18 protein-coding genes are annotated in these 22,081 nt (G+C 43.6%); 10 read left to right on the top strand and 8 right to left on the bottom strand.

Features of this window, described 5'->3' with window-relative positions; genetic code table 11:
* Window positions 1–365 precede the first annotated feature (365 nt).
* Together DXK30_RS02165 and DXK30_RS02160 are read left to right on the top strand one after the other, a co-directional pair.
* Entirely contained in the window at window positions 366–1,106 is a 741-nt protein-coding gene (locus DXK30_RS02165) for a gamma-glutamyl-gamma-aminobutyrate hydrolase family protein (RefSeq protein WP_114700267.1), read from the top strand.
* The gene (locus tag DXK30_RS02160; RefSeq protein WP_114700266.1) at window positions 1,081–1,800 is read left to right on the top strand and encodes a cupin domain-containing protein; all 720 of its coding nucleotides are present in this window, start codon (window positions 1,081–1,083) and stop codon (window positions 1,798–1,800) included. Before DXK30_RS02165 ends, DXK30_RS02160 begins: the two co-directional genes overlap by 26 nt.
* Before the next feature lie 128 nt (window positions 1,801–1,928).
* On the opposite strand, the gene DXK30_RS02155 is transcribed toward DXK30_RS02160, so the two are convergent.
* The 8 genes from DXK30_RS02155 to DXK30_RS02120 all read right to left on the bottom strand — a co-directional run bounded on the left by DXK30_RS02155 (window position 1,929) and on the right by DXK30_RS02120 (window position 13,546).
* Window positions 1,929–3,254, bottom strand: a complete 1,326-nt coding sequence (locus DXK30_RS02155; RefSeq protein ID WP_114700265.1) for a glycosyltransferase family 4 protein — start codon at window positions 3,252–3,254, stop codon at window positions 1,929–1,931.
* A 119-nt stretch (window positions 3,255–3,373) separates the two neighbouring features.
* Window positions 3,374–4,246 (bottom strand): TIGR03915 family putative DNA repair protein, encoded by an 873-nt coding sequence (locus DXK30_RS02150; protein WP_114700264.1) that lies wholly within the window; start codon window positions 4,244–4,246, stop codon window positions 3,374–3,376.
* A gap of 75 nt (window positions 4,247–4,321) precedes the next feature.
* Window positions 4,322–5,590, bottom strand: coding sequence for a putative DNA modification/repair radical SAM protein (locus DXK30_RS02145; protein ID WP_057760729.1), 1,269 nt, complete (start codon window positions 5,588–5,590; stop codon window positions 4,322–4,324).
* 295 nt (window positions 5,591–5,885) lie between these two features.
* The gene (locus tag DXK30_RS02140) at window positions 5,886–6,776 is read right to left on the bottom strand and encodes a hypothetical protein (protein ID WP_227670666.1); all 891 of its coding nucleotides are present in this window, start codon (window positions 6,774–6,776) and stop codon (window positions 5,886–5,888) included.
* A 471-nt stretch (window positions 6,777–7,247) separates the two neighbouring features.
* Window positions 7,248–7,724: a transcription elongation factor GreA gene (gene greA / locus DXK30_RS02135; RefSeq protein ID WP_057760725.1), complete on the bottom strand. Its 477-nt coding sequence runs from the start codon at window positions 7,722–7,724 to the stop codon at window positions 7,248–7,250.
* A 330-nt stretch (window positions 7,725–8,054) separates the two neighbouring features.
* Complete coding sequence (gene carB / locus DXK30_RS02130) at window positions 8,055–11,318, bottom strand: carbamoyl-phosphate synthase large subunit (protein WP_114700263.1); 3,264 nt, start codon at window positions 11,316–11,318, stop codon at window positions 8,055–8,057.
* 153 nt (window positions 11,319–11,471) lie between these two features.
* Complete coding sequence (gene carA, locus DXK30_RS02125) at window positions 11,472–12,713, bottom strand: glutamine-hydrolyzing carbamoyl-phosphate synthase small subunit (RefSeq protein ID WP_114700262.1); 1,242 nt, start codon at window positions 12,711–12,713, stop codon at window positions 11,472–11,474.
* A 284-nt stretch (window positions 12,714–12,997) separates the two neighbouring features.
* Window positions 12,998–13,546 carry a phosphatase PAP2 family protein gene (locus tag DXK30_RS02120; protein WP_227670668.1) on the bottom strand — a complete coding sequence of 183 codons (549 nt, stop codon included), beginning with the start codon at window positions 13,544–13,546 and terminating at the stop codon, window positions 12,998–13,000.
* Window positions 13,547–13,821: 275 nt separating this feature from the next.
* On the opposite strand from DXK30_RS02120, the gene DXK30_RS02115 reads away from it, so the two are divergent.
* From DXK30_RS02115 to DXK30_RS02080, 8 genes are all read left to right on the top strand, one after another.
* A complete protein-coding gene (locus DXK30_RS02115; RefSeq protein ID WP_114700260.1) occupies window positions 13,822–14,358 on the top strand; it encodes a gamma carbonic anhydrase family protein in 537 nt (178 codons plus the stop codon).
* Between the two features lie 158 nt (window positions 14,359–14,516).
* A complete protein-coding gene (locus DXK30_RS02110; protein WP_114700259.1) occupies window positions 14,517–15,218 on the top strand; it encodes an HAD family hydrolase in 702 nt (233 codons plus the stop codon).
* Window positions 15,219–15,342: 124 nt separating this feature from the next.
* A protein-coding gene (gene prfB / locus DXK30_RS02105; RefSeq protein WP_102078362.1) for a peptide chain release factor 2 occupies window positions 15,343–16,438 on the top strand; the annotation gives its coding sequence in 2 pieces (ribosomal slippage) (window positions 15,343–15,414 and window positions 15,416–16,438; 1,095 coding nt in all).
* Window positions 16,439–16,531: 93 nt separating this feature from the next.
* Window positions 16,532–16,816: a pyrimidine/purine nucleoside phosphorylase gene (gene ppnP / locus DXK30_RS02100; RefSeq protein ID WP_102091166.1), complete on the top strand. Its 285-nt coding sequence runs from the start codon at window positions 16,532–16,534 to the stop codon at window positions 16,814–16,816.
* Between the two features lie 209 nt (window positions 16,817–17,025).
* Complete coding sequence (locus DXK30_RS02095; protein WP_114700257.1) at window positions 17,026–18,156, top strand: DNA topoisomerase IB; 1,131 nt, start codon at window positions 17,026–17,028, stop codon at window positions 18,154–18,156.
* 386 nt (window positions 18,157–18,542) lie between these two features.
* A complete protein-coding gene (locus DXK30_RS02090; protein ID WP_114700256.1) occupies window positions 18,543–20,246 on the top strand; it encodes an AMP-binding protein in 1,704 nt (567 codons plus the stop codon).
* A gap of 72 nt (window positions 20,247–20,318) precedes the next feature.
* Entirely contained in the window at window positions 20,319–21,110 is a 792-nt protein-coding gene (locus DXK30_RS02085; RefSeq protein ID WP_114700255.1) for an SDR family NAD(P)-dependent oxidoreductase, read from the top strand.
* 111 nt (window positions 21,111–21,221) lie between these two features.
* Window positions 21,222–21,803: a L,D-transpeptidase family protein gene (locus tag DXK30_RS02080; protein WP_114700254.1), complete on the top strand. Its 582-nt coding sequence runs from the start codon at window positions 21,222–21,224 to the stop codon at window positions 21,801–21,803.
* Window positions 21,804–22,081 lie beyond the last annotated feature (278 nt).

The raw sequence follows: 22,081 nt of genomic DNA, 5'->3' as shown, positions 1-22,081 counted from the left end.
CACTTAATAAATAAGTATTTGATGAATGACGGGTTGAATCTGAGGTGTTTGTACTACGGCTAAATTTTTATCAATGATATTAGTGACTTATAGACTGTGCTCTTAGGCGTTTTTATTCAGTCTAAAAGTTAAACTATGTTGGTTATCGTTGCTGCTGACTTTTAATATATGGATGAAAACTATAATTGTCAATTTTTATTTAAAATTATCTTAAAATAACTCAAATACGGGTTTTTAGTACAAATACCGATATTAATGAAGTTTATAGTTTACATTTCACGAGGCGTTGTGTTAAATTTTAGCTAAATAAGGGATTAGACAACATAGACAGCTTAGGTCTAGTTGTTATAACGAGGGAAAATGATATGAAAAATTCCAGACCTATTATTGCTATTGTGTCTTGTCATAAGATGGTTGACGGACAGCCAGCACAGGCGGTATATCAAAAATATATCGATGCAGTAAACTTTTATGGTGGTAATCCTATACTGCTGCCAAATACAGCTGCTGACAGTGAAAACTTCGATGCGCTGCTCGAAATAGCAGATGGAATTTTATTGACCGGTAGTTATAGCAATGTCGCCCCAACTCGTTATGGCGCAACGCATACCGAAGCCAAACAAGACCTAGGCCGTGATGAGCTGAGCTTCAAGTTATTGGCTTATGCAGACGAAAAAAACATTCCGCTGTTTGCTGTGTGCCGAGGTTTGCAAGAGATGAATGTTCATTTTGGTGGCACGCTATATCCTGACTGGCGTGATATCGATGGGTTTTATGAGCAGCATTTAGAAGACAATACCCAGCCGCTTGAGGTGCAGTATCAGCCAATACATGACGTCATCATTCAACCTCAAGGAAGGCTGGCAGCATTTGGTGAAAAGTGGCACGTCAACTCATTGCACAAACAAGCCATCAGTAAGGTAGGCGAGCGTTTATTCGTAGAAGCGTTAGCGCCTGATGGTCTGGTAGAGGCTATCAGCTTGTTACAACATCCATTTATGATTGGTGTACAATGGCATCCTGAGTTAAATTATGCGCAAGATAGCTTGTCCAAATTTCTATTCACGGAATTTATTCACCATGCCAGAGAACCACAAACCGAATAGCAAGACTAAAAGTAAGGCAGAAACTGCTGTCACTGATAGTGATAACATTGAAAACGATGTTGATATTGAAATAGATGATATCGATGATGATGAATTGAATGCTTCTGAAGCAGCGTCGACTTCTGAGACAGATGAATCGTTGAAAGAAAATATTGGCAAAAAGATTAACCAGCTGCGTCTAGCAAAAGGTTACTCGCAACGTAAATTGGCAAAGCTGTCAGGGTTGACGAACACGTCTATCAGCTCGATTGAGCGCAATAAGGTCAGTCCAGCGGTCAATACGTTAAAGGCGATTTTGACAGTATTGGGTTCTGATCTGACCACGTTTTTTAGTGACGAGTGGAAAGAGCCGAAGGCTAGAGTGATCGTAACGCCAAAGGATCTATTAGAGCTTAATGAACCCAATAGCAAAGTGTCGCTAAAGCAGGTCTATAACTGCAGCAGGACAAGAAACTTAGGGTTCTTGATCGAGACCTATCAGCCAAATAGCTCAACAGAAGAAAAAATCGCTCACGAAGGTGAGGAGATTGGCACGGTCATCGAGGGTAAAATTATTATCCGTATCGAAGACAGCACCTATTTACTAAATCAAGGTGATAGCTATGTGATTGATACCATTCAACCACATACTTTTATTAATCCTACCGATAGCATCACTCGTATTGTAAGTGCCCATACACCGACGACTTATTAAACCTAAGCTAAATTTCGTTAGGTTTAATATTGCCCAGTGATGATTGAACAAAAAAGGCTACTTCCATTTTAGAAGTAGCCTTTTTTTGATTAGAAAATTACCTATCGAATGAAACGCTTAGCTTATGGTTATTGATTGTCTTCAGTTGTTTCTACCGTATCGACATTATCTGCTGTCTTAGATTTTTCTTTAGTCAGCTTTATTTTTGGATTCTTAACAACAGGTTCAATATATTTCACGGCGACATTCAGGGCAGGTTTAGATGCTTTTTTTAGACTGCGTTTGATGCGTCGAACTGCGATAGCATCTGCTTCTGCTTGTTCTTCGGCAAGCGCCGCATCATGTAAGCTTTGATATACTTCAAGCGTCTTTTCAATCATCTCACGCATGGTGAATTTGTTGGTCATTTCAGGGCGCGTCACACTTTCTAGCTGATTTCTAACCGCTTTACAAAGCGCATTGGCATTGTACTTTTTTACCAGTCCTTGCGGGTAGAGTGGTTGTAAAATCTCGCTAAAGGCAGCTTGATCCCAGCCAATGACTGGCGTACCTAGATGTATGGCTTGTAGGGCATTGATACCGATTGACTCGGGCTCATTAGCAAGTGCCATGACAATATTGGCCGCCGATAGCCATTCTCGCATATCATTACGCTTGCTGCCCACATAGGTAATGCGCTCTGCCAGTCCTAAGCTGTTGGTACGTTGGCGAAAATCTTCATGAGCGACATCGCCGTCTTTATAGTCTTCATCCATAATAATGACGTGAATATTGGGGAATTGCTCTTGCAGGTTACCCAAGATATCTATTAGCCACTCTTGCCCATACTCGTTACCGATTACGGTTGGGAATACGAGCCATTTTTTGTGCTCAAGCTCAGGGTATTCAGCGAAGGTATGACGTAACCAATAAACCGAAGGATTATGACGATAAGGGTAGCGCCGAGTGTCGATACCACGATAGATACGCGTGATGACTTTGGGATCTACGTCTTCGATGCGCAGTCCTTTTTTTAAATATTGAGTGACACTATCAGATACGGTGATTATCGTATCAACATTGAGTAGAGCCTGAGAGTATTTATTGATTGGATAAAAACCATACATGGTCGAGACCAGTTTGGGAAAACGCCTGACACGTGCGCGGCGCAGTGCCAAATGCAATATCCATGCAGGGGTACGAGAATGTACATGAATGACATCAGGTTCGTACTTTTCTATCAAATGCCGCAGTGCAGAGACTTGCAATAGCGATAGCCAAGACTTTTTATTCACATGTAGCTGATGGTAAATATTGCCATCACGTTTGAGACGTCTAACCAAGTCGTTGTCTTCATCGGCACTGGAGACAATGATAGAGGTATGCTCATTTTTGACCAATGCTCGTCCAAGATGAAAAATGCCGCGCTCGGATTCATCATGCTTTAGAGACGACAGTAAGCGCATAACTTTCATAATAGCGTTGGTCACCGGTTAGTAATATCAATTTGCTATTGTCAGTTAAAAGCGATTAAAACTCAACCATCAAGATAAAAAGATGAGGTAAGATGTGGATTAATAAATACCAAAAGCCGTTAGCGTCGTTTTTGTAAGTGCTGAGCATTGGGTAGTACTTGTTTTTCACTCAAGTATTTCCAGTAGCGCTGCGGGAGATATTGTTTATGCAGCTTAGGGTTCTCGCGCTCTTTGATATTGACGTTGGTAAAGTAACCTTGCCAGAATTTTTGATAGCGCTGCTCATCAGGACTATGGATGCTGGCAGGATTGCGTAGTACCGCATCATCAAGATCAGTGATGGTTTGTAGCTTTGCTGGACGTGATGGCGTGCTATTACTTTTATCATAATAGATGCCATAGCCCCGAGTCAGATCATAGATCGCCCAGTGCTGATCCTGATAGCGCTGACGAAAGTGCTCTCCGATTAATGGCAATACGTTAAAATCAGGCTCTACACGTGCAAAATAAATATCATCAGTCGTATGCTCAAAACGTACAAATGCCTCCATACGATGTTTTTCACGGCCAACCGATTTGACTGTCTGCACTAGTTCAAGCACGTCCAAATTACCCAAATCTTGCATGATCTGACGACTAGGGTAGTCGATGGCGTATTTGACCACACGAAACAATGTCGTACCGATATCGTCCTTCTCTGATAAAAAACCCCATAAGATATTTCGCATGCCTGAGCGACCTAATAAGGTATTTAATTTGACTAACACCCGCTCGGCTTTATCCTCATCAGTTGCCACGCTAGTCGCCTGAGCGATGAGTGATGGCACATAGCAATCTTGCGCGGTTAGTTTCAGTGACATATCGTTTTGTAGACGATTGGCATAGACATAAAACACCGCACTCAGCCAACCTTCAAAGCTAGGCTCATATAGTACAATGCTAGGCGTCAATTGACCGACAGTGTAAGAGTCATTTTGCATAAGTGCTGACATGTTTTATCCTACATTTCTATCATGAATACACTAGCGAGATAGCAGGTTTTTTAACACATGCTATCTAGAGCCATTCTAAAATAAAGCCAACTGCCCAGTACGTTGATCGTTAAACTTGGTCTGCGTTTGAGCCAATACATACTGACGGAAATTATCGCGCGTTAGATGTGCAAGGTGTTCGTTTTTGCCAGTGGTTGCGATGAAGTATTTAGCACGGTTGACCGCAGCCCCCATCTTTTTTAGATGGTAGAGCGTCAGTTGATTGAACTTACGTGCTTTGACGATTTTTTTAGCAGTTTTTGTACCGATACCTGGGATACGTACAATCATCTCATAAGTCGCTGTCTGAATATTGACTGGGAAATGCTCGCGATGGCGTATTGCCCAAGCAAGCTTAGGGTCGCAGTCTAAATCTAAAAACGGTGACTCCGGCTCCACAATCTCATGCGCGCCAAAACCATAAAAGCGCATTAACCAATCTGCCTGATACAGACGATTCTCTCGTACCATCGGCACAGGCGTTCCAATCGCAGGCAAACGATTGTCAGAGAGCATAGGTACATAACCTGAGTAATAGACCCGCTTGAGATCGTACGTTTTGTAGAAGTGACTCGATAGTTGAATCACCTGCAAGTCAGTCTCGTTACTCGCACCAACGATCATTTGGCTGGTCTGACCTGCTGGCGTGAACTTAGGCGCTTTTTTGTGAGTTTTACGGCTTTCACGAATAGTAATGATTTCTTCTTTTACCGTTTCCATCGGTGCTTTTAATTGGTCATGCGATTTTTCTGGCGCAAGCAAAGCCAATCCTGATTTGGTCGGAATCTCGATATTGACGCTCAAACGATCCGCATATAATCCTGCTTCTAGCAGCAGCTCTTTTGACGCACCTGGGATGGTCTTTAGATGGATGTAACCATTAAAGCGTTCACGCGTACGCAAGAGTTTGGCGACTTCGACCAGTCGCTCCATCGTATAGTCACCACTTTTAAAAATGCCCGAGCTGAGAAATAACCCTTCGATATAGTTACGGCGGTAAAACTGCATGGTCAAGTCGACGACTTCTTCGACACTGAACGCGGCGCGCGGCGTGTCATTGCTTTTACGTGAGGTGCAATAAGCACAGTCGTAAATGCAGTGATTGGTCAAAAGAATCTTTAATAGGCTGACGCAGCGACCATCTTCTGTATAGCTGTGACAGATACCCGTTGCTGAGGCATCGCCTAGACCACCGCCTTGGTTTTTGCGAGTACCAGCGGAGGATGAGCAGGAGACATCATACTTAGCAGCATCAGCTAAAATATTGAGTTTGCCCTGTAACCTCTCATAATTGATGTTTGCCATAAGTCGCGTTTTACCAATTAATTGATGAAGGGCTATTTTACCAAAAATGTTGCTAAGTCATTGTATTTGTAGGTGAAGTTAGAATAATATGCGACAGGTAGTGTCGTGTGTATCAAAGTATGTTGGGCGGGTATGAATGCATTTGGTATAGATGGAAAATAAGAATAACGATGATGAAAATCGAATTGAAAATGCTAATTATGAAAGATTCATGCATTAAAAAAGACCTTTAACATTCAAGGCCTTTTGCAAAGTAAGAATGTTAAAGGCGCATATTTTGTAGGGAGCTGGTTATCTACTGAACTTTAGCTCGTATTACGACGGTTTTGGCCGCATTGGCGTCAAAGTTCACCAAGTTCCATTTCAGACCAGAGTAGTTTTCTTGGACAACCACCGTATTGCCCACTTGTTGAATGGTTTGATAGCTATCGCCACCCGTTGTCGCAAGCGTCGGCAGAGGACTATTCAACGAGACTAACTGGACGCCACTTGGTAATGAGATCATGGCGTTGATGTCATTGACAGGCTGTGCTGAGGTGTTGGTATAAGTGGTGTGATACTCAATCACATCGCCAGGGGCAATATGATTGGCAGGAACAGCAACTTCACGTCCATCAGCATTTTTTAAAATTTTCATGACTTTGGTGTTGGCATTGACCAGGCCAGGCGTACTAAAGGTAGGAGTCAGTTGCAACGTATCCAAAGTCGTCGTTGTCGTTACTTGATTGGTCACTGGCTGCTGCATAATCACTGGCGGGGTGACATTGGTTACGACAGGTAGTACTTGCGTCACGCTGCTGGCAGGCGTGGTAATCACATCTACTTTAGTGACGCTATTAGTCATTCGATTGGTCACTGGTACGCTAGTAACGGTTGTCGTACCTTGGACAACAGGAGACTGACGCACGACGTAGCGTGGCACAGTGGTCACCTGAGTCACCGCGTACGGCATGCCGTCTTGCATGGTGATACCGTTTGGCGTTGCCGTAATAGTAGCAGTTTTGCCATCAGAGTATTGCTCGATCACCGTGGTGCTACCGCTCGCAGATGAGCTAATAGCAATCTCAGGGGCAGCGTTGGCCGATGAAGCGGCCAATACAATACCTGCTAGCAATGCAGACATAGCTGCATTTTGTGCCATAGTCGTTTTAGTAGTTGACGCTTGAAAACCATCGTTCGTAATCATAAAAGACTCCTCAAAAATAATAGTAAGTAATACAACAATAGATAATGCTTAGATAAACAAAACCCCCGCTAAATGACACCGAAAAATATGCCAAATAACGAGGGTAGTAGTGCTGATATTAGCCTATGTGTGCGATCAGACCATCATTATTTTTAGTAAAAGCGCCGCAATACTAACTTGTATAAAAGCTATTCAATCTTAACTATTTCTTATTGAATAAACTTAATATTGAAGCTGTTGTGCACTGAAACTCAAATAATTATGCGCCAAAACAAATCATAGATAAAAGCAGCATTGTGTAACCGAAATGGTATAAATGCTATTTATGTGTAGTACAGCTTTCATCTATGGAATTGCATAACTAAGTAGCCAGTCACAATGATTGTCATAAAAACTATTATCTAAAAGTCATTTCTCAAACTGTCTACAATTGAGAGCATCAAGTTTCTAGATTAGAACGCAGTGTAGCTATTAGTCGTAGATAACTTTCATGACTTCATATTCAACCACGCCCTTTGGCGTTTCGATGCGTACTTCGTCGCCTTCGAACTTACCAATCAAACCACGAGCGATTGGTGAGTTGACTGAGATTTTGCCAGCTTTAAAGTCAGCTTCATCATCGCCAACGATTTTGTATTGTTTTTCTTCTTCGGTATCCATGTTTTCGATCACGACGCTAACACCAAACACGATACGGCCTTCTTTTGGCAGTGTCGAAGGATCGATGACTTGAGCGCCACCAAGTTTGGCTTCGATATCACGAATACGTGCTTCACAAAAACCTTGTTGCTCGCGGGCAGCATGGTATTCAGCATTTTCTTTCAAATCGCCGTGTTCGCGTGCTTCAGCAATTGATGCTGTGATGCGTGGACGGTCGACACTTTTTAGCTGTTTTAATTCGGCTTCTAAAGCCGCGTGTCCTTGCGGAGTCATTGGGTAACGTTGCATGTTTTTTCCTTAAACCAATAACACCACACCACCTCATAATGAGATGGTGTCAGTGTTGTTGCAATGGATATAAAATATAAAAGAGTGATAATTAAGACGATGTAATGAATAAGTTGGCTATCATTTATGAGTGTATCTCACCTCAATTCAAGCATAGGCGCACTTAAGCTTACGTAATAAAAAGCATAGTCGCAATTTAGCCACTATGCTTTTTAGGTCTATCACAGTAAAGGTATCGTTCCTCAAGCATGGTTGGCTATATTTAAAGCAAACAACGATACTTGAGTGAGCTTTTAGGCAAGCCTAACGGTTATGCTTAATCTACTGAAATTATTCAGCCACGTCAATAGACTTTGCTTGCTCATGCAAATCTTGTAACTTATAGACATCAAACGGTAAGTCAATCGCATAAGATTTGCAGACAGCATCAGCAGCACCTAACGTGGTGACGTAGAATACTTTGCCCTGTAGCGCACTACGGCGAATAGAGAACGAATCCTCTTGTGCTTGCTTACCTTCAGTGGTATTGATGATAAGGTCGATTTTGCCGTTTTTCAAGGCATCAACGATATGCGGGCGACCTTCAGTGACCTTGTTGATTTGCTGACTTTCGATACCAGCGTCGCTCAATACTTTTTGCGTACCAGTGGTCGAGACAATCTTAAAGCCAAAGTCGGCAAGGTGACGAGCAATCGGAGCGATTTGAGCTTTGTCGCTGTCACGAACTGAGATAAAGACGGTTTTTGTCTCGCCTTCAGTCGGTAGACCTGGCAGACGCTCGTTACTACCGATAATGGCTTTGTAAAATGCTTCGCCAAAGGTTTTGCCCACGCCCATGACTTCGCCCGTTGATTTCATCTCAGGACTCAAGATTGGGTCAACACCTGGGAATTTAGCGAATGGAAATACCGCTTCTTTGACCGCATAGAATGCTGGGACAATCTCAGTGGTAAAGCCTTGATCTTTAAGCGAAGTACCAGCCATACAGCGAGCAGCAACCTGTGCTAACGAAGTACCGATACACTTAGAAACGAACGGTACTGTACGTGCAGCACGTGGGTTCACTTCTAGGATATATACGGTTTCGCCTTTTACCGCGAACTGTACGTTCATTAGACCGATAACACCTAGCTCTTTTGCCATAGCGACCGTTTGCGCGCGCATCACATCACATAACTCTTTAGACAGTGAGTATGGTGGCAGTGAGCATGCTGAGTCACCTGAGTGGACACCAGCCTGTTCGATATGTTGCATGATACCGCCGATGACGACATCAGTGCCATCGCATACACAGTCTACGTCAACTTCGATAGCATCATCTAAGAAGCGATCTAGTAGGACAGGCGCTTCGTTTGACGCTTGTACCGCAGTACGTAGGTAATGTCTTAGCTCGTCTTCGTTGTAGACGATTTCCATCGCGCGGCCACCTAATACATAAGATGGACGTACAACCAATGGATAGCCTACATCTTTTGCTTTAACCAAGCCGTCTTCTAAGCTGGTCGCTAGAGCGTTTGATGGCTGTACTAGGTTTAGCTGCTGAATCATGTGCTGGAAGCGTTCACGATCTTCGGCACGGTCGATTGCATCTGGGCTAGTACCGATGATTTTAACGCCTGCTGACTCTAGTGCACGAGCAAGTTTCAATGGCGTTTGACCACCGAACTGCACAATCACGCCATCAGGGTTTTCGATACGAACAATCTCTAGCACGTCCTCTAACGTGATTGGCTCGAAGTATAGACGGTCAGAAGTGTCATAATCGGTTGAAACCGTTTCAGGGTTACAGTTGACCATGATGGTCTCGTAACCATCTTCACGCATGGCAAGCGCTGCATGCACACAGCAGTAATCAAACTCAATACCTTGGCCGATACGATTAGGACCGCCACCGATAACCATGATTTTCTTTTTGTCTGTTGGGTTTGCTTCACATTCGCTATCGTATGTCGAGTACATATAGGCCGTGCTAGTAGCAAACTCTGCTGCACAGGTATCGACACGCTTATAGACTGGATAGACGTTTAGATCCCAACGCTTTTTGCGTAGCTGCTTTTGTGAGATACCAAGCAGTTTAGCCAAGCGCAAATCTGATAAACCTTTACGTTTAAAGCTACGTAAGTTTTTCTCGTTCAATCCACCAAAGCCAAGTGATTTTACGGTAGCTTCTGTTTTAACGATATCTTCGATCTGTACCAGGAACCATGGGTCAATCTTGGTAAAGTTAAACACTTCATCGACACTCATACCAACGCGGAATGCATCAGCAACGTAGTAGATACGCTCAGGTGTTGGAATGGTTAGGCGGTTGATGATTTCGCTACGTGCTTTTTCAGCGCTTACTTTTGATAAGTCAATTTGCTCGTCAAAACCATCCGCACCTGTTTCCATCCCGCGCAATGCTTTTTGCATAGACTCTTGGAAGTTACGACCGATTGCCATCACTTCACCGACCGATTTCATCTGAGTCGATAAGATATTGTCTGCTTGTGGGAATTTTTCGAAGTTAAAACGAGGTATCTTGGTCACGACATAATCAAGCGCAGGCTCAAAGCTGGCTGGCGTTTTGCCACCAGTGATGTCATTTTGCAATTCGTCTAGCGTATAACCAATCGCCAGTTTTGCTGCGATTTTAGCAATCGGGAAACCAGTGGCTTTTGAGGCTAGGGCAGACGAGCGTGATACACGTGGGTTCATCTCGATGACGACCATACGACCGGTATCAGGGTTGATACCGAACTGTACGTTTGAGCCACCTGTTTCAACACCGATCTCACGCAGTACTGCTAATGACGCATTACGCATGATTTGGTATTCTTTGTCGGTCAAAGTCTGTGCTGGTGCGACGGTGATTGAGTCACCGGTATGCACGCCCATTGGGTCAAAGTTTTCGATGGCACAGATGATGATGCAGTTGTCGTTTTTGTCACGAACCACTTCCATCTCGTATTCTTTCCAACCAATCAATGACTCATCGATAAGCAATTGATGGTTTGGAGACAAATCAAAACCGCGCTCGCAGATTTCAATGAACTCATCACGGTTATAGGCAATACCGCCACCTGAACCACCCATCGTGAATGATGGACGAATGATACACGGATAGCCCATTTTTTCTTGAGTAGCAAAGGCTTCTTCCATGGTTTCAGCCGTTTCAGCGCGAGGGCACTCAAGGCCGATACGCTTCATGGCTTTATCAAACAAGTTGCGGTCTTCTGCCATCTCAATTGAGTCTTTGGTCGCGCCAATCAATTCACAGTTATACTTGGTCAATACACCGTGCTTGTCTAGCTCTAGCGCACAGTTTAGTGCTGTCTGTCCGCCCATCGTTGGCAAGATTGCATCTGGACGCTCTTTGGCAATTATTTGCTCAACGGTTTGCCAAGTAATCGGCTCGATATAGGTCGCGTCAGCCATGACAGGGTCAGTCATGATGGTCGCAGGGTTTGAGTTGACCAAGATGACGCGGTAGCCTTCTTCTTTTAGTGCTTTACACGCCTGTGCGCCTGAATAGTCAAACTCACATGCTTGGCCGATGACGATAGGGCCTGCGCCAATGATAAGAATGCTTTTTATGTCGGTACGTTTTGGCATAGTTAGAGCTACCTTCGTTTGGGTGATAATTTGAGTAATCTTTATTTTTGATAACGCTCATGGCGTTTTATACTTGCAGTGCTTTATTTAGTGCCGCTTGAACCGCTATGGACGATTCAAGCGTTTACTTATTATGTAGTTATGATCAACCGTTTACGCTTGGGCAGTTTTAGACGCTTCCATCATATCCGCAAACTTATCAAACAATGGTGCGCAGTCATGTGGACCAGGGCTGGCTTCTGGGTGACCTTGAAAGCTAAAGACTGGCTTATTTGTCAGTTCGATACCTTGGTTAGTACCATCAAACAGTGAACGGTGAGTAGATTTAACGTTGTCAGGTAGCGTGTCTTCATCGACTGCAAAACCATGGTTCTGACTGGTAATCATAACCGTGCCAGTCGCCAAATCTTGTACTGGATGGTTGGCACCATGATGGCCAGTTTTCATTTTGATAGTATTTGCACCGCTAGCCAAACCAATCAGCTGATGACCTAAGCAGATGCCAAACGTTGGCACGTCAGTTTGCTCAATGATGTGACGTACCGCATCGATAGCGTAATCACAAGCTGCAGGATCACCAGGGCCGTTTGATAAGAAGATGCCGTCTGGGTTCATTGCTAGCACGTCTGCGATAGGAGTCTGTGCTGGTACAACCGTCACGTGACAACCGCGGTCGACGAGCATGCGTAGGATGTTTGTTTTGCTACCGAAGTCATAAGCGACGACGTTGTATTTAGAATCGATATGAGTGCCGAGTTGCTTGAAGAAGCCGCCAGTACCGCTATCATGACTACCAGGAATATCACGGTTGAGTAGGGTGTCTGACAGATCCCAAGTGCCCGCTGTCCACTCGAAGTTCTCTTTAGTACAGCATTCTTTTGCCAAGTCCATGCCCTTTAGACCTGCAAAGCCTTTCGCTAACTCAATCGCTTTTTGCTCATCGTCGCTGCTGATAGTTTCACCGTTTGAGGCAGTCATGATACAGCCGTTCTGTGCCCCTTTATCACGTAATAGACGTGTTAGCTGACGCGTATCAATTTCAGCGATAGCCACTGTCTCATTACGCTGTAAATAGTCGCTGAGTGACTCTGAGTTACGGAAGTTAGAAGTTGCCATGGTGGCATCACGGATGATAAGACCGTCTGCCCATACTTTATGGCCATTGCCGGATTCTGTATCTTCAGCGTTGGTGCCTGTATTACCGATGTGAGGGTAAGTCAAAGTCACCAGCTGGCGGGCATAACTTGGATCGGTTAGGATTTCTTGATACCCTGTCATGGCTGTGTTAAATACCACTTCACCAATACGATGACCTAGGCTGCCGATACTGACACCGCGAAAGATTGTACCGTCTGCTAGTGCCAAAATTGCTTGTATTTCTGCCGATGAATTCAAGGATTGCCTCCGCTGTTATTGGTGAGTGCCATCATGTTTTGTTGGTCTAAAATTGCTCCGTATCCTTTTATTTACGGCACTTGACTGTTGTCATATAAAAGTAAAAAAAGGGCGATACACAAAAATTTTCCACAAAAAAGCGAGAAGACATTATTGATGAAAACTACAAAACCCACTAGATAGTGAATAGGTAACTTGCATCATGTCCGCTCGCTTAGGCACAGATTTTGCGTATTATATACAAAATAGGTTGGTATGGCTAGTATTAAGGGTAAACCGAGTGATTAAAATTGATAATGGACAGACAGTCCGTAAGAGTCAGGTGCAAGATTGGTTGTGATGATAAGTTGATCGTTATAGCTTTTGGTCAAGTACATGCTGCTGGCAACCCCTAGTGCTGCACCAGCAAGCACATCAGCCATATCATGTTTGTCCGCTTTAACACGGCTATAACCCACAAAAGTTGCGCCAACATAAGCAGGAATACTATGTTCTAGTCCATAGCGTTTATGAATGAAGCTTGCGCCTTGAAATGCCAAAGAAGTATGTCCTGAGGGAAAGGAATCATTATCGCTACCATCAGGGCGATCTTTATTAACGGTTGACTTTACGGCGTAAGTCACAGCAAGATTGGCAGCAAATGATTGATAAAATTGCTGACGACCCTCTCTATCATTCATGTAATAAGTGCTACCGTAGGCAAGGGCAGGTATGGTGAGAGCAACAATATCACCGGCTCTCTCTATACTGGAGGTATTTTCCGCATAACTGGGTGCAGCGATGACCAAGCTACTTGCCAATAATAGGGCTGGAACGTACTTTTTGTGCTGCATTGTTTGATTCCTTGGCATGATTTTGATAATAAGTGTCTGTCACTTTGCCATAGCTCTCAATAAGTACTAGAAGGCAGGTGCTTTAGCTGATTGTACTATAAAGTGTGTACGCGATAAGATATTAAATGGGACTGTGTTGCTATAAAATATATTCCTTATGACAGTTGTCAAAAGTCAGATGGCTCTTTGATATACCAATCAAATAAACATAAAAATGAGTATGGTATAACCAATTATTTAACCCAAAAGCGCATTATCCCTACTAAGGAAAGACGATGATATTTAAATATTTAGACAAAACCCCTGAGTTTGCTGCACCGTTCAATGGCTGGGTAGCAGATTCAGCGCAAGTGATGGGCGATGTATATTTAGGCCATCAAGCCAATGTGTGGTTCGGTGCAGTGATACGCGGTGACAACGATCGTATCCATATCGGTGACTATAGTAATGTGCAAGAAAACAGTGTGATTCATACTGATGCAGGTATTGAGGTGAAAATCGGTAATTACGTGACTATCGGTCATTTGGCTATGTTACATGGCTGTGAAGTCGGTGATAATAGCCTGATTGGTATTGGTGCTGTGGTACTTAATAATGTCAAAATTGGTAAAAACTGCCTGATAGGGGCGAAAGCCTTGATTACTGAAGGTCAGGTTATTCCTGATAACTCGCTAGTGATGGGCGCGCCTGCAAAAGTAGTCAAGACGCTGACAGATGAGCAAGCAGCGATGCTAAAAATGTCAGCGCTACATTATGCTGAGCGTTGCCAGAAATTTAAAACAGGCTTGACAGAAATCGCAATGCCTGATTAAAGGTAAATAGTCTAAGCAGTTCTAAAGGGATAGATTACAAGGTATAAGCTTATTTCATTTACATGCTATTTATGTGACGTGATCATCCTTATTAGATGACTGTACCCAATTTTATTAAACGATTCATATTTTTTCGCAACCAACGATAAGGTCTCACCATGCAGGCAAATCAAGCACACACACAACAAAAACAACTGGCATTATTTGATTTAGATCATACATTACTTGATGTCGATAGCGATTATCTCTGGGGCGAGTATATCGTAAAGCATGACCTTGTCGATGAGGCGCAGTACCGCACTGCCAATCAGAAATTTTATAATGACTATATTGAAGGTACGCTAGACGCGACAGAGTACAATGAATTCGTCGCGCAGTTTTTAAGCAGTCTGCCGCTTGACAGACTTGATGAGCTAAGAGAAGACTATATCAAAAGCGAAATCGAGCCACATATTCGCCCAAAAGCGATGGAAGCGTTGTGCCAGCACATTGAGCAAGGGCACGATGTGGTGATTATTTCTGCGACCAATGATTTTGTAGTATCCGCCATTGCCAAGCGGTTTGGTATTGAAGCTGCCAATGTATTGGCAACGCCATTAGAGATCAAAAACAATCGCTATACAGGTAAGCTAATTGACAGACCAAACTTCCAAGCGGGCAAGATATACCATTTGGATAAATGGCTAAATAAACAGCAAGCCTCTGGCATCACCTTTGAAAAGACGTACGCGTATTCAGATTCCAAAAATGATATTCCGTTACTTGAATGGGCTGATGTGGCCGTTTGTGTGTCACCTGATGACGCGTTACATGCGCATGCTTTGGCACATCGCTGGGCAGTAGAAGATTGGTCGATCTAGTTTATTTAAGCTAGTAATAGTAGCAACATTGGCATCAGCGATAATTAGCGAACCATTTAGTATCAATCTCATTTAAAATAGCGCCACATTCGTTATTTATTTTTATTAGAAAACAGGAATATTTATGGAAATCAATCCGTATCAAGAGCAAATTAAAGACTTATCAGAGCGTGGGCAGGATTTGCGGAGGTATCTTTGACTTCGATGGTAAGCAAGAACGCTTAGAAGAAGTAAATTTAGAGTTAGAAAACCCTGAGTTATGGAACGATCCAGAGCGCGCGACCAAAATTAACAAAGAAAAAAGTCACCTTGACGGTGTCATCGATGTGGTGGTCTCTCTTGAAACCACACTAGAAGACGCGTCTGCCATGCTAGAGTTGGCAGTCGAAGCAGAAGATGAGTCATTGCTAGCCGACGTGCAGAGCGAGCTAGATAGCGCTGAGAAACGTGTTGCTGATTTGGAATTCCGCCGAATGTTTAGCGGTGAGATGGATCCAAATAACTGCTACTTGGATATTCAGTCAGGCAGTGGCGGTACTGAAGCGCAAGATTGGGCTGAAATGCTACTGCGCATGTATACGCGCTGGGCAGAAGCACATGGCTTCAAAGTAGATGTGATTGAAGTGTCATCAGGTAGCGTGGCTGGTATTAAGTCGGCAACGATTGAGATTAAAGGCGATTATGCTTTTGGTTGGCTGCGCACCGAGATTGGTGTCCACCGTTTGGTACGTAAATCTCCATTTGATAGTAATAATGGTCGACATACCTCGTTTGCTGCGGTGTTTGTGTCGCCTGAAATCGATGATAATGTCGAGATTGATATCAATCCAGCGGATTTGCGTATCGATACCTATCGCTCATCTGGCGCGGGTGGTCAGCACGTAAACACGACAGATTCTGCGGTACGTATTACCCATGAGCCGTCGGGCGTGGTAGTGACCTGTCAGAATGAGCGTAGTCAACATGGTAACAAAGCCACCGCGATGAAGATGCTGCGTGCTAAGCTGTATGAGCTTGAAATGCAAAAACGTATGGAATCACAGCAAGCAGTCGAAGATGGCAAGTCTGACGTCGGTTGGGGCAGTCAAATTCGCTCGTATGTGCTCGATGACTCACGTATCAAGGATTTGCGTACGGGTGTTGAAACCTTTAACACTGGTGCCGTGCTAGATGGTGACCTCGATCAGTTCATCGAAGCGAGTCTAAAAGCAGGATTGTAAACAGCCGTTTTAAACAAGCAACCGTTTTAAAATAGTAACTAATTAAAATAGTAACTAATTAAAATAGCAACTAACATTTAATTAAGGAAAATTATGCCAAGCGTTAATAATTATTTTGATGATAAAGTGACTTCTATTGCTTTTCAAACGGCTACCAAGCCTGCGACTGTCGGCGTCATGGAAATTGGTGAGTATGAGTTTGGCACTAGTGAATTCGAAACCATGAGTGTGGTGAGCGGTGCATTGACTGTTAAGCTACCAGAAAGTGACGAGTGGAAAACGTTTAACGCTGGCGAGCAGTTTACCGTTGAAGCCAATCAGAAGTTCCAAGTAAAAGTAGACGTCGAAACCGCTTATCTATGTGTATACGGCAAATAACGACTTCTAAGTTATAGCAGTATCAAAACGAAAAACGCCAAGTATTCTATGCTTGGCGTTTTTTTGTGTCATATTTCAAATGAGTTTTAAGCTACTATCCTGAAAACTATGTTTTACACAGCATTACACTTTGTCTGTGCCAAATAAACAGCAAAAACTACCGTCATTAATTATGCTAAAACCATGAATTCTCAAAGGTATATAGGTTTATGACAAAGGCAAAATTACAGACTAGCCAGCAGATAATGACCAAAGACGTGCGTCATGATTACGAGCATCTCGCACGCCGTGCCAATTTGCGTTATGTGAGTGACGACGAACCAGGCTACGAGCGTAGACGTTGGGGTCGCGGCTTTACTTATCGTGATGCAACAGGCAACACGGTCAAAGACAAAGCATTGCGTCAGCGTTTTGATGCATTGGTGATACCGCCCATGTGGTCAGAGGTATGGATATGCCAAGATGAACGAGGACATCTGCAATCAACAGGGCGAGACGAAAAATCTCGCAAACAGTACCTGTATCATCCGTCATGGAACAATATCCGTGACCAAGCAAAATTTGATGCGATGATAGGGTTTGCAGAGGCACTGCCCAATCTACGCGCGCAGGTGGAGGCAGATTTGGAAGCAGAGTCGTTGTCACGCACCAATGTGCTTGCTGCCGTCGTTAAATTGCTAGAAACAACATTGATTCGTATTGGCAACAGCCGCTACGCCAAGCAAAATAAAAGCTATGGTCTAAGTACGTTACGTAGTAAGCATGTTAGTGAAACTGACAATGGACTGGCGTTTGATTTCGTCGGAAAAAGCGCGAAAGAGCATCATATCGAGCTACAAGATGAGCGATTGATTGATATCGTGCAAGCCTGTTCTGAGCTGCCAGGTTATCAGATATTCAAATATCTAGATGACAATGGTCATAAGCAAGTCGTTGACAGTAGTGATATCAATGACTACTTACGGATGCATACGTGCGGCATGGACTGTGAAAGTAAGCTGTACAGTGCAAAGGATTTTCGTACATGGATGGCTAGTGTACTCGCAGCAAACTATCTTTATGACGAACTACAAACGACTGCAGGCGCCAGCATACTAGCCAGTGCGCCAGAAAGCGCTGAGCGACAGCAATTAGTCACTGATATGGTAAAAAGTGTGGCAGCAGAGCTAGGCAACACGCCGACCGTCTGCCGTGCCTCTTATATTTATCCCATTGTTATTGAGCGTTTTTTGGCAGGACAGTTTTTCGAGACTTACAAACAAGCGCGCCGTGGACGAACCAAAAAATACCAAAGCTGTGAAGAGAAAGCGTTATTAGGCTTTTTAAGGGCTGATGTTTAAGTGTGAGGTCTTAGATAGCAATGGTAGAGTGCTATTTCTTTAATAGAAAATCGAAAACTCGCTATAACGCATTGACCGTTGTAGATGTTCGTATTGGTTTGTAGTGAATTAATGATAATTATTTATAAATTATCTCTATTTCTATAAAATAAAAATGATACGTTATGTATTGAAATAAACGTGAAAATGCGTTACTAATAGAGCATAATAAATACGAACCTATGAAACGGTCTATAGGATATGGCCGTTTTACAATCATAAATACCATTTTACCATTTTACCATTTTACCATTTTACCATTTTACCATTTTACCAGTTACCAGTTACCAGTTACCAGTTACCAGTTACCAGTTACCAGTTACCTGCTATTGCTAAAGGATTAGCTTATGAACACCGCCTCTCAAACCCCGACGAATATTAATACAGACACTACCGTCGCACCAAAAAACTACACCGATTATTATAATAATTTTGATATGGATACACTGCTGTCAGAAATATTTGGCGAGCAGGTGGACGATCGTCTAAATGCTTATATGGCTTGCTGTGGTCGTCATGTACGTGATGGCCGCGCTGATAATGCTGCGCTAGTACATGAAGATACGGCAGGAAATATAACGCGCATGAGCTTTGGTGAGCTTGACAAAGCGAGTGCTCAAATCGCTAACTTGCTACAGTCGTATGGGGTAAAAGCGGGCGACAAGGTAGCGACGATGCTACCGCGTACGCCAGAGCTTCTTACTGTTGTATTGGCAACATGGCGTATCGGAGCCGTATATCAGCCGCTATTTACTGCTTTTGGTTATGACTCAATCAAATACCGCATGGACAAAGCCGATACCAAAGTCGTTTTTACTAATTTAGAAAATCGTGGCAAGTTTGAAGATTTGGCTGAGCAAACTAAAATGGTATTGGTCGGAAGTACTGAGGATGCTCAGACGTGGGATGACGATCACTATATCCAGTCTATGGCAGCACAGTCGCAAACGTTCGAACCCGTGGTGCTCGATACTGATGCGCCATTCTTGCAAATGTTTACCTCAGGTACGGTTGGTAAATCAAAAGGGGTCAGCGTTCCATTGGCTGCGTTACCTGCTTTTTACCTATATATGCGTTATGCCATTGACCTACGCGAAGATGATCAGTACTGGAACATGGCAGATCCAGGCTGGGCGTATGGCTTGTACTATGCCATCACAGGGCCTCTGCTACTGGGCATCACCACTTATTTTAATGAAGCAGGATTTGACGCGACTAATACCCGTGACTTTATGGTGCGTCATAAGATTACCAATTTAGCCTCTTCACCAACCGCATTTCGAATGATGAAATCCAGTGGCGTTTTCGAAGGCGCTCATAACGATATCAATGCCAAGCTGTCTTTACGCTGTGCCAACTCGGCAGGAGAGACACTGAACACCGAAGTGGTAAATTGGGTCGAAACCTATCTGGCGTGCCAAGTCAAAGACCAATATGGGCAAACAGAAACTGGCATGACTTGCTGTGCACATCATGCACTGGCGCATGAATGTCCAGTTGGCTCGATGGGTATGGCGCTACCAGGTCATACGCTAGTCGTATTAGGTGATGATATGAATGTACTGCCGGATGGCGAACAAGGGCAGCTGGCAGTCGTCGTCAGTCAGTCACCTGCGTTTTATTTCCGTGGTTATAGTTGGAATGAAAAACAAGCCTTTGTAGATGATTACTATCTGACAGGCGACGTGGTCGAGCGTCATAGTGACGGCAGCTACTGGTTCTCAGGCCGTGATGATGACATTATTATTACCGCAGGTTACCGTGTAGGGCCTACTGATGTCGAAAACACTGTATTAGAGCATGAAGCAGTAGCAGAATCTGCGGCGGTAGGCGTGCCAGATGAAGTGCGCGGTCATACCATCAAGTCTTATGTGGTGCTAAAAGATGGCATCGAAGGCAGTGAGCAAATCGCCAAAGAAATCCAAGAGCTGGTACGCAAACGCCTATCCACTCATGCTTATCCGCGTGAGGTTGAGTTTGTGACCGAGTTACCGAAAACGCCAAGTGGCAAGATACAACGCTTTTTGCTGCGTAGTCTGTCTGCTGCATAAATGAGTTGGTAACGCGTCTATAAATTCAGTAGAAAAATATCTAATAAGAAGCAAAAATTTAAAGGAATAATCATGCAAGTTAAAGAAAACAGCTTTTTGGTCACAGGCGGTGCATCAGGTTTGGGAGAGTCAGTGGCTCGGGCGATTGTAGGTCAAGGTGGTAACGTCGTCATCGCTGATTTAAATGAATCAGCAGGACAAGCTCTGGTCGCCGAGTTAGGTGATAGTGCGCGCTTTGTACGCTGTGATATCACTAACGGCGATGAAGTGCAATCAGCGGTCGAAATGGCAGAATCAGCTTTCGGTGGCCTACAAGGTTCAATCAACTGCGCTGGTATCGTAGTGGTACAAAAATTGCTAGATCGTGATAACAATCCGGCAGACCTTGAGGCATTTAGCCGCGGAGTCAATATCAATCTGGTCGGTTCATTTAATGTTGCCCGTTTGGTCGCTGCTAGCATTGCCAAGCGCATAGCGAGTGATGGCAGTGCAGGCGACCATGTAGAAAAGAATATAGATCAAGGCATTATCATTAATACAGCGTCTATCGCTGCCTTTGACGGTCAAGTAGGTCAAGCCAGCTATTCCTCGTCTAAAGCAGGCGTGGTTGGTTTGACTTTGCCACTTGCTCGCGAGCTGGCACGTCATGGCATCCGCGTGATGACTATCGCACCGGGTGTCTTTGCTACGCCTATGATGGAGAGTATTCCTGAAAAGGCACGCGAGCAGCTAGAGGCAGGTGTGCCATATCCTAAACGTTTAGGCGCTCCCAGTGAGTTTGCCAAATTGGTGACTCATATCATCGCTAATGCTTACCTCAATGGTGAAGTCATTCGCTTAGATGGTGCGATTCGCATGGTGTAACAGTCTAGTGAGTGATTCATCACTTTTGCACAAAACGTATCTACAGAATCTGGCATAGTGCTTTGATACATATGATTAATGACAAAAAATTAATTATGGGAATCAGAGTCTATGCCATTTTTTTATAAAAAATCTTATCCATCAAATGAGCAGCGTACGCCTTGGCTGCCTATCATCATTGGTCTTAGTCTTACTGCTATTGTCAGCACTAGCGCCATTGCTTATGTCAAAAGCACCTCAAAGTTCAAGAATCCCATTCCTCCTTTTACAGTCATTGATAGAGTCTTTGTCGATAAATCAGATCGTGTCTTAAAACTGATGAGCGATGGTAAAGCCATTAGGTCGTATCGTATTGCGCTAGGGGACAGTCCATCAGGTCATAAGCAGCAAGAAGGCGACCAGCGTACGCCAGTTGGGGTTTATACATTAGACTATAAAAATGAGAACTCTATTGCGCATCGCTCTATTCATATTAGCTATCCCAATGATGAGGACAAGGCACGAGCAAAGTCATTGGGGGTCAATCCAGGTGGCGATATCATGATTCATGGGCAAATGAATGGCTTTGGGTATTTGGCATTGTTTAATCAACGACATGATTGGACAGATGGTTGTATCGCTGTTGCCAATGATGAGATGGATGAAATTATGGCAGCGGTGACACTTGGTACGCCTATCGAAATCGTGGAGTAGCATAGTCGGATTATGATTGGGTCTAGATTAAGTAAGAGTATTACTTATTACCATATTCAATGGAGATTTCTCTTTAACTTATATCAATAAGATGGCGTTTCCTATCTACCAAATTTATTTAACTTCTATTAAAAATCTATTTAAATACTATTAATAATAAATATCATTGCTTTAAGTAAGGTTTTATTTAGTAGTCGTCTTGAAATAGGTGTATATATACCTTATATAAGTGACAGATAACAGTGGGCACTAGACTAAGATAATCCTTAGAGGTGCTA

The organism is Psychrobacter proteolyticus (assembly GCF_003350005.1).
Classification (GTDB): Bacteria; Pseudomonadota; Gammaproteobacteria; order Pseudomonadales; family Moraxellaceae; genus Psychrobacter; species Psychrobacter proteolyticus.
The sequence above is the reverse complement of the archived record's forward strand: the minus strand, read 5'-3'. Positions and strand labels throughout refer to the sequence as shown.

What these genes read in the sequence shown, in the direction of transcription:
- DXK30_RS02165 (WP_114700267.1), top strand. Translation starts at nt 366, where the DNA reads ATGAAAAATTCCAGACCTATTATTGCTATTGTGTCTTGTCATAAGATG.
- DXK30_RS02160 (WP_114700266.1), top strand. Translation starts at nt 1,081, where the DNA reads ATGCCAGAGAACCACAAACCGAATAGCAAGACTAAAAGTAAGGCAGAA.
- DXK30_RS02155 (WP_114700265.1), bottom strand. Translation starts at nt 3,254, where the DNA reads ATGAAAGTTATGCGCTTACTGTCGTCTCTAAAGCATGATGAATCCGAG.
- DXK30_RS02150 (WP_114700264.1), bottom strand. Translation starts at nt 4,246, where the DNA reads ATGTCAGCACTTATGCAAAATGACTCTTACACTGTCGGTCAATTGACG.
- DXK30_RS02145 (WP_057760729.1), bottom strand. Translation starts at nt 5,590, where the DNA reads ATGGCAAACATCAATTATGAGAGGTTACAGGGCAAACTCAATATTTTA.
- DXK30_RS02140 (WP_227670666.1), bottom strand. Translation starts at nt 6,776, where the DNA reads ATGATTACGAACGATGGTTTTCAAGCGTCAACTACTAAAACGACTATG.
- greA (WP_057760725.1), bottom strand. Translation starts at nt 7,724, where the DNA reads ATGCAACGTTACCCAATGACTCCGCAAGGACACGCGGCTTTAGAAGCC.
- carB (WP_114700263.1), bottom strand. Translation starts at nt 11,318, where the DNA reads ATGCCAAAACGTACCGACATAAAAAGCATTCTTATCATTGGCGCAGGC.
- DXK30_RS02120 (WP_227670668.1), bottom strand. Translation starts at nt 13,546, where the DNA reads ATGCAGCACAAAAAGTACGTTCCAGCCCTATTATTGGCAAGTAGCTTG.
- DXK30_RS02115 (WP_114700260.1), top strand. Translation starts at nt 13,822, where the DNA reads ATGATATTTAAATATTTAGACAAAACCCCTGAGTTTGCTGCACCGTTC.
- DXK30_RS02110 (WP_114700259.1), top strand. Translation starts at nt 14,517, where the DNA reads ATGCAGGCAAATCAAGCACACACACAACAAAAACAACTGGCATTATTT.
- ppnP (WP_102091166.1), top strand. Translation starts at nt 16,532, where the DNA reads ATGCCAAGCGTTAATAATTATTTTGATGATAAAGTGACTTCTATTGCT.
- DXK30_RS02095 (WP_114700257.1), top strand. Translation starts at nt 17,026, where the DNA reads ATGACAAAGGCAAAATTACAGACTAGCCAGCAGATAATGACCAAAGAC.
- DXK30_RS02090 (WP_114700256.1), top strand. Translation starts at nt 18,543, where the DNA reads ATGAACACCGCCTCTCAAACCCCGACGAATATTAATACAGACACTACC.
- DXK30_RS02085 (WP_114700255.1), top strand. Translation starts at nt 20,319, where the DNA reads ATGCAAGTTAAAGAAAACAGCTTTTTGGTCACAGGCGGTGCATCAGGT.
- DXK30_RS02080 (WP_114700254.1), top strand. Translation starts at nt 21,222, where the DNA reads ATGCCATTTTTTTATAAAAAATCTTATCCATCAAATGAGCAGCGTACG.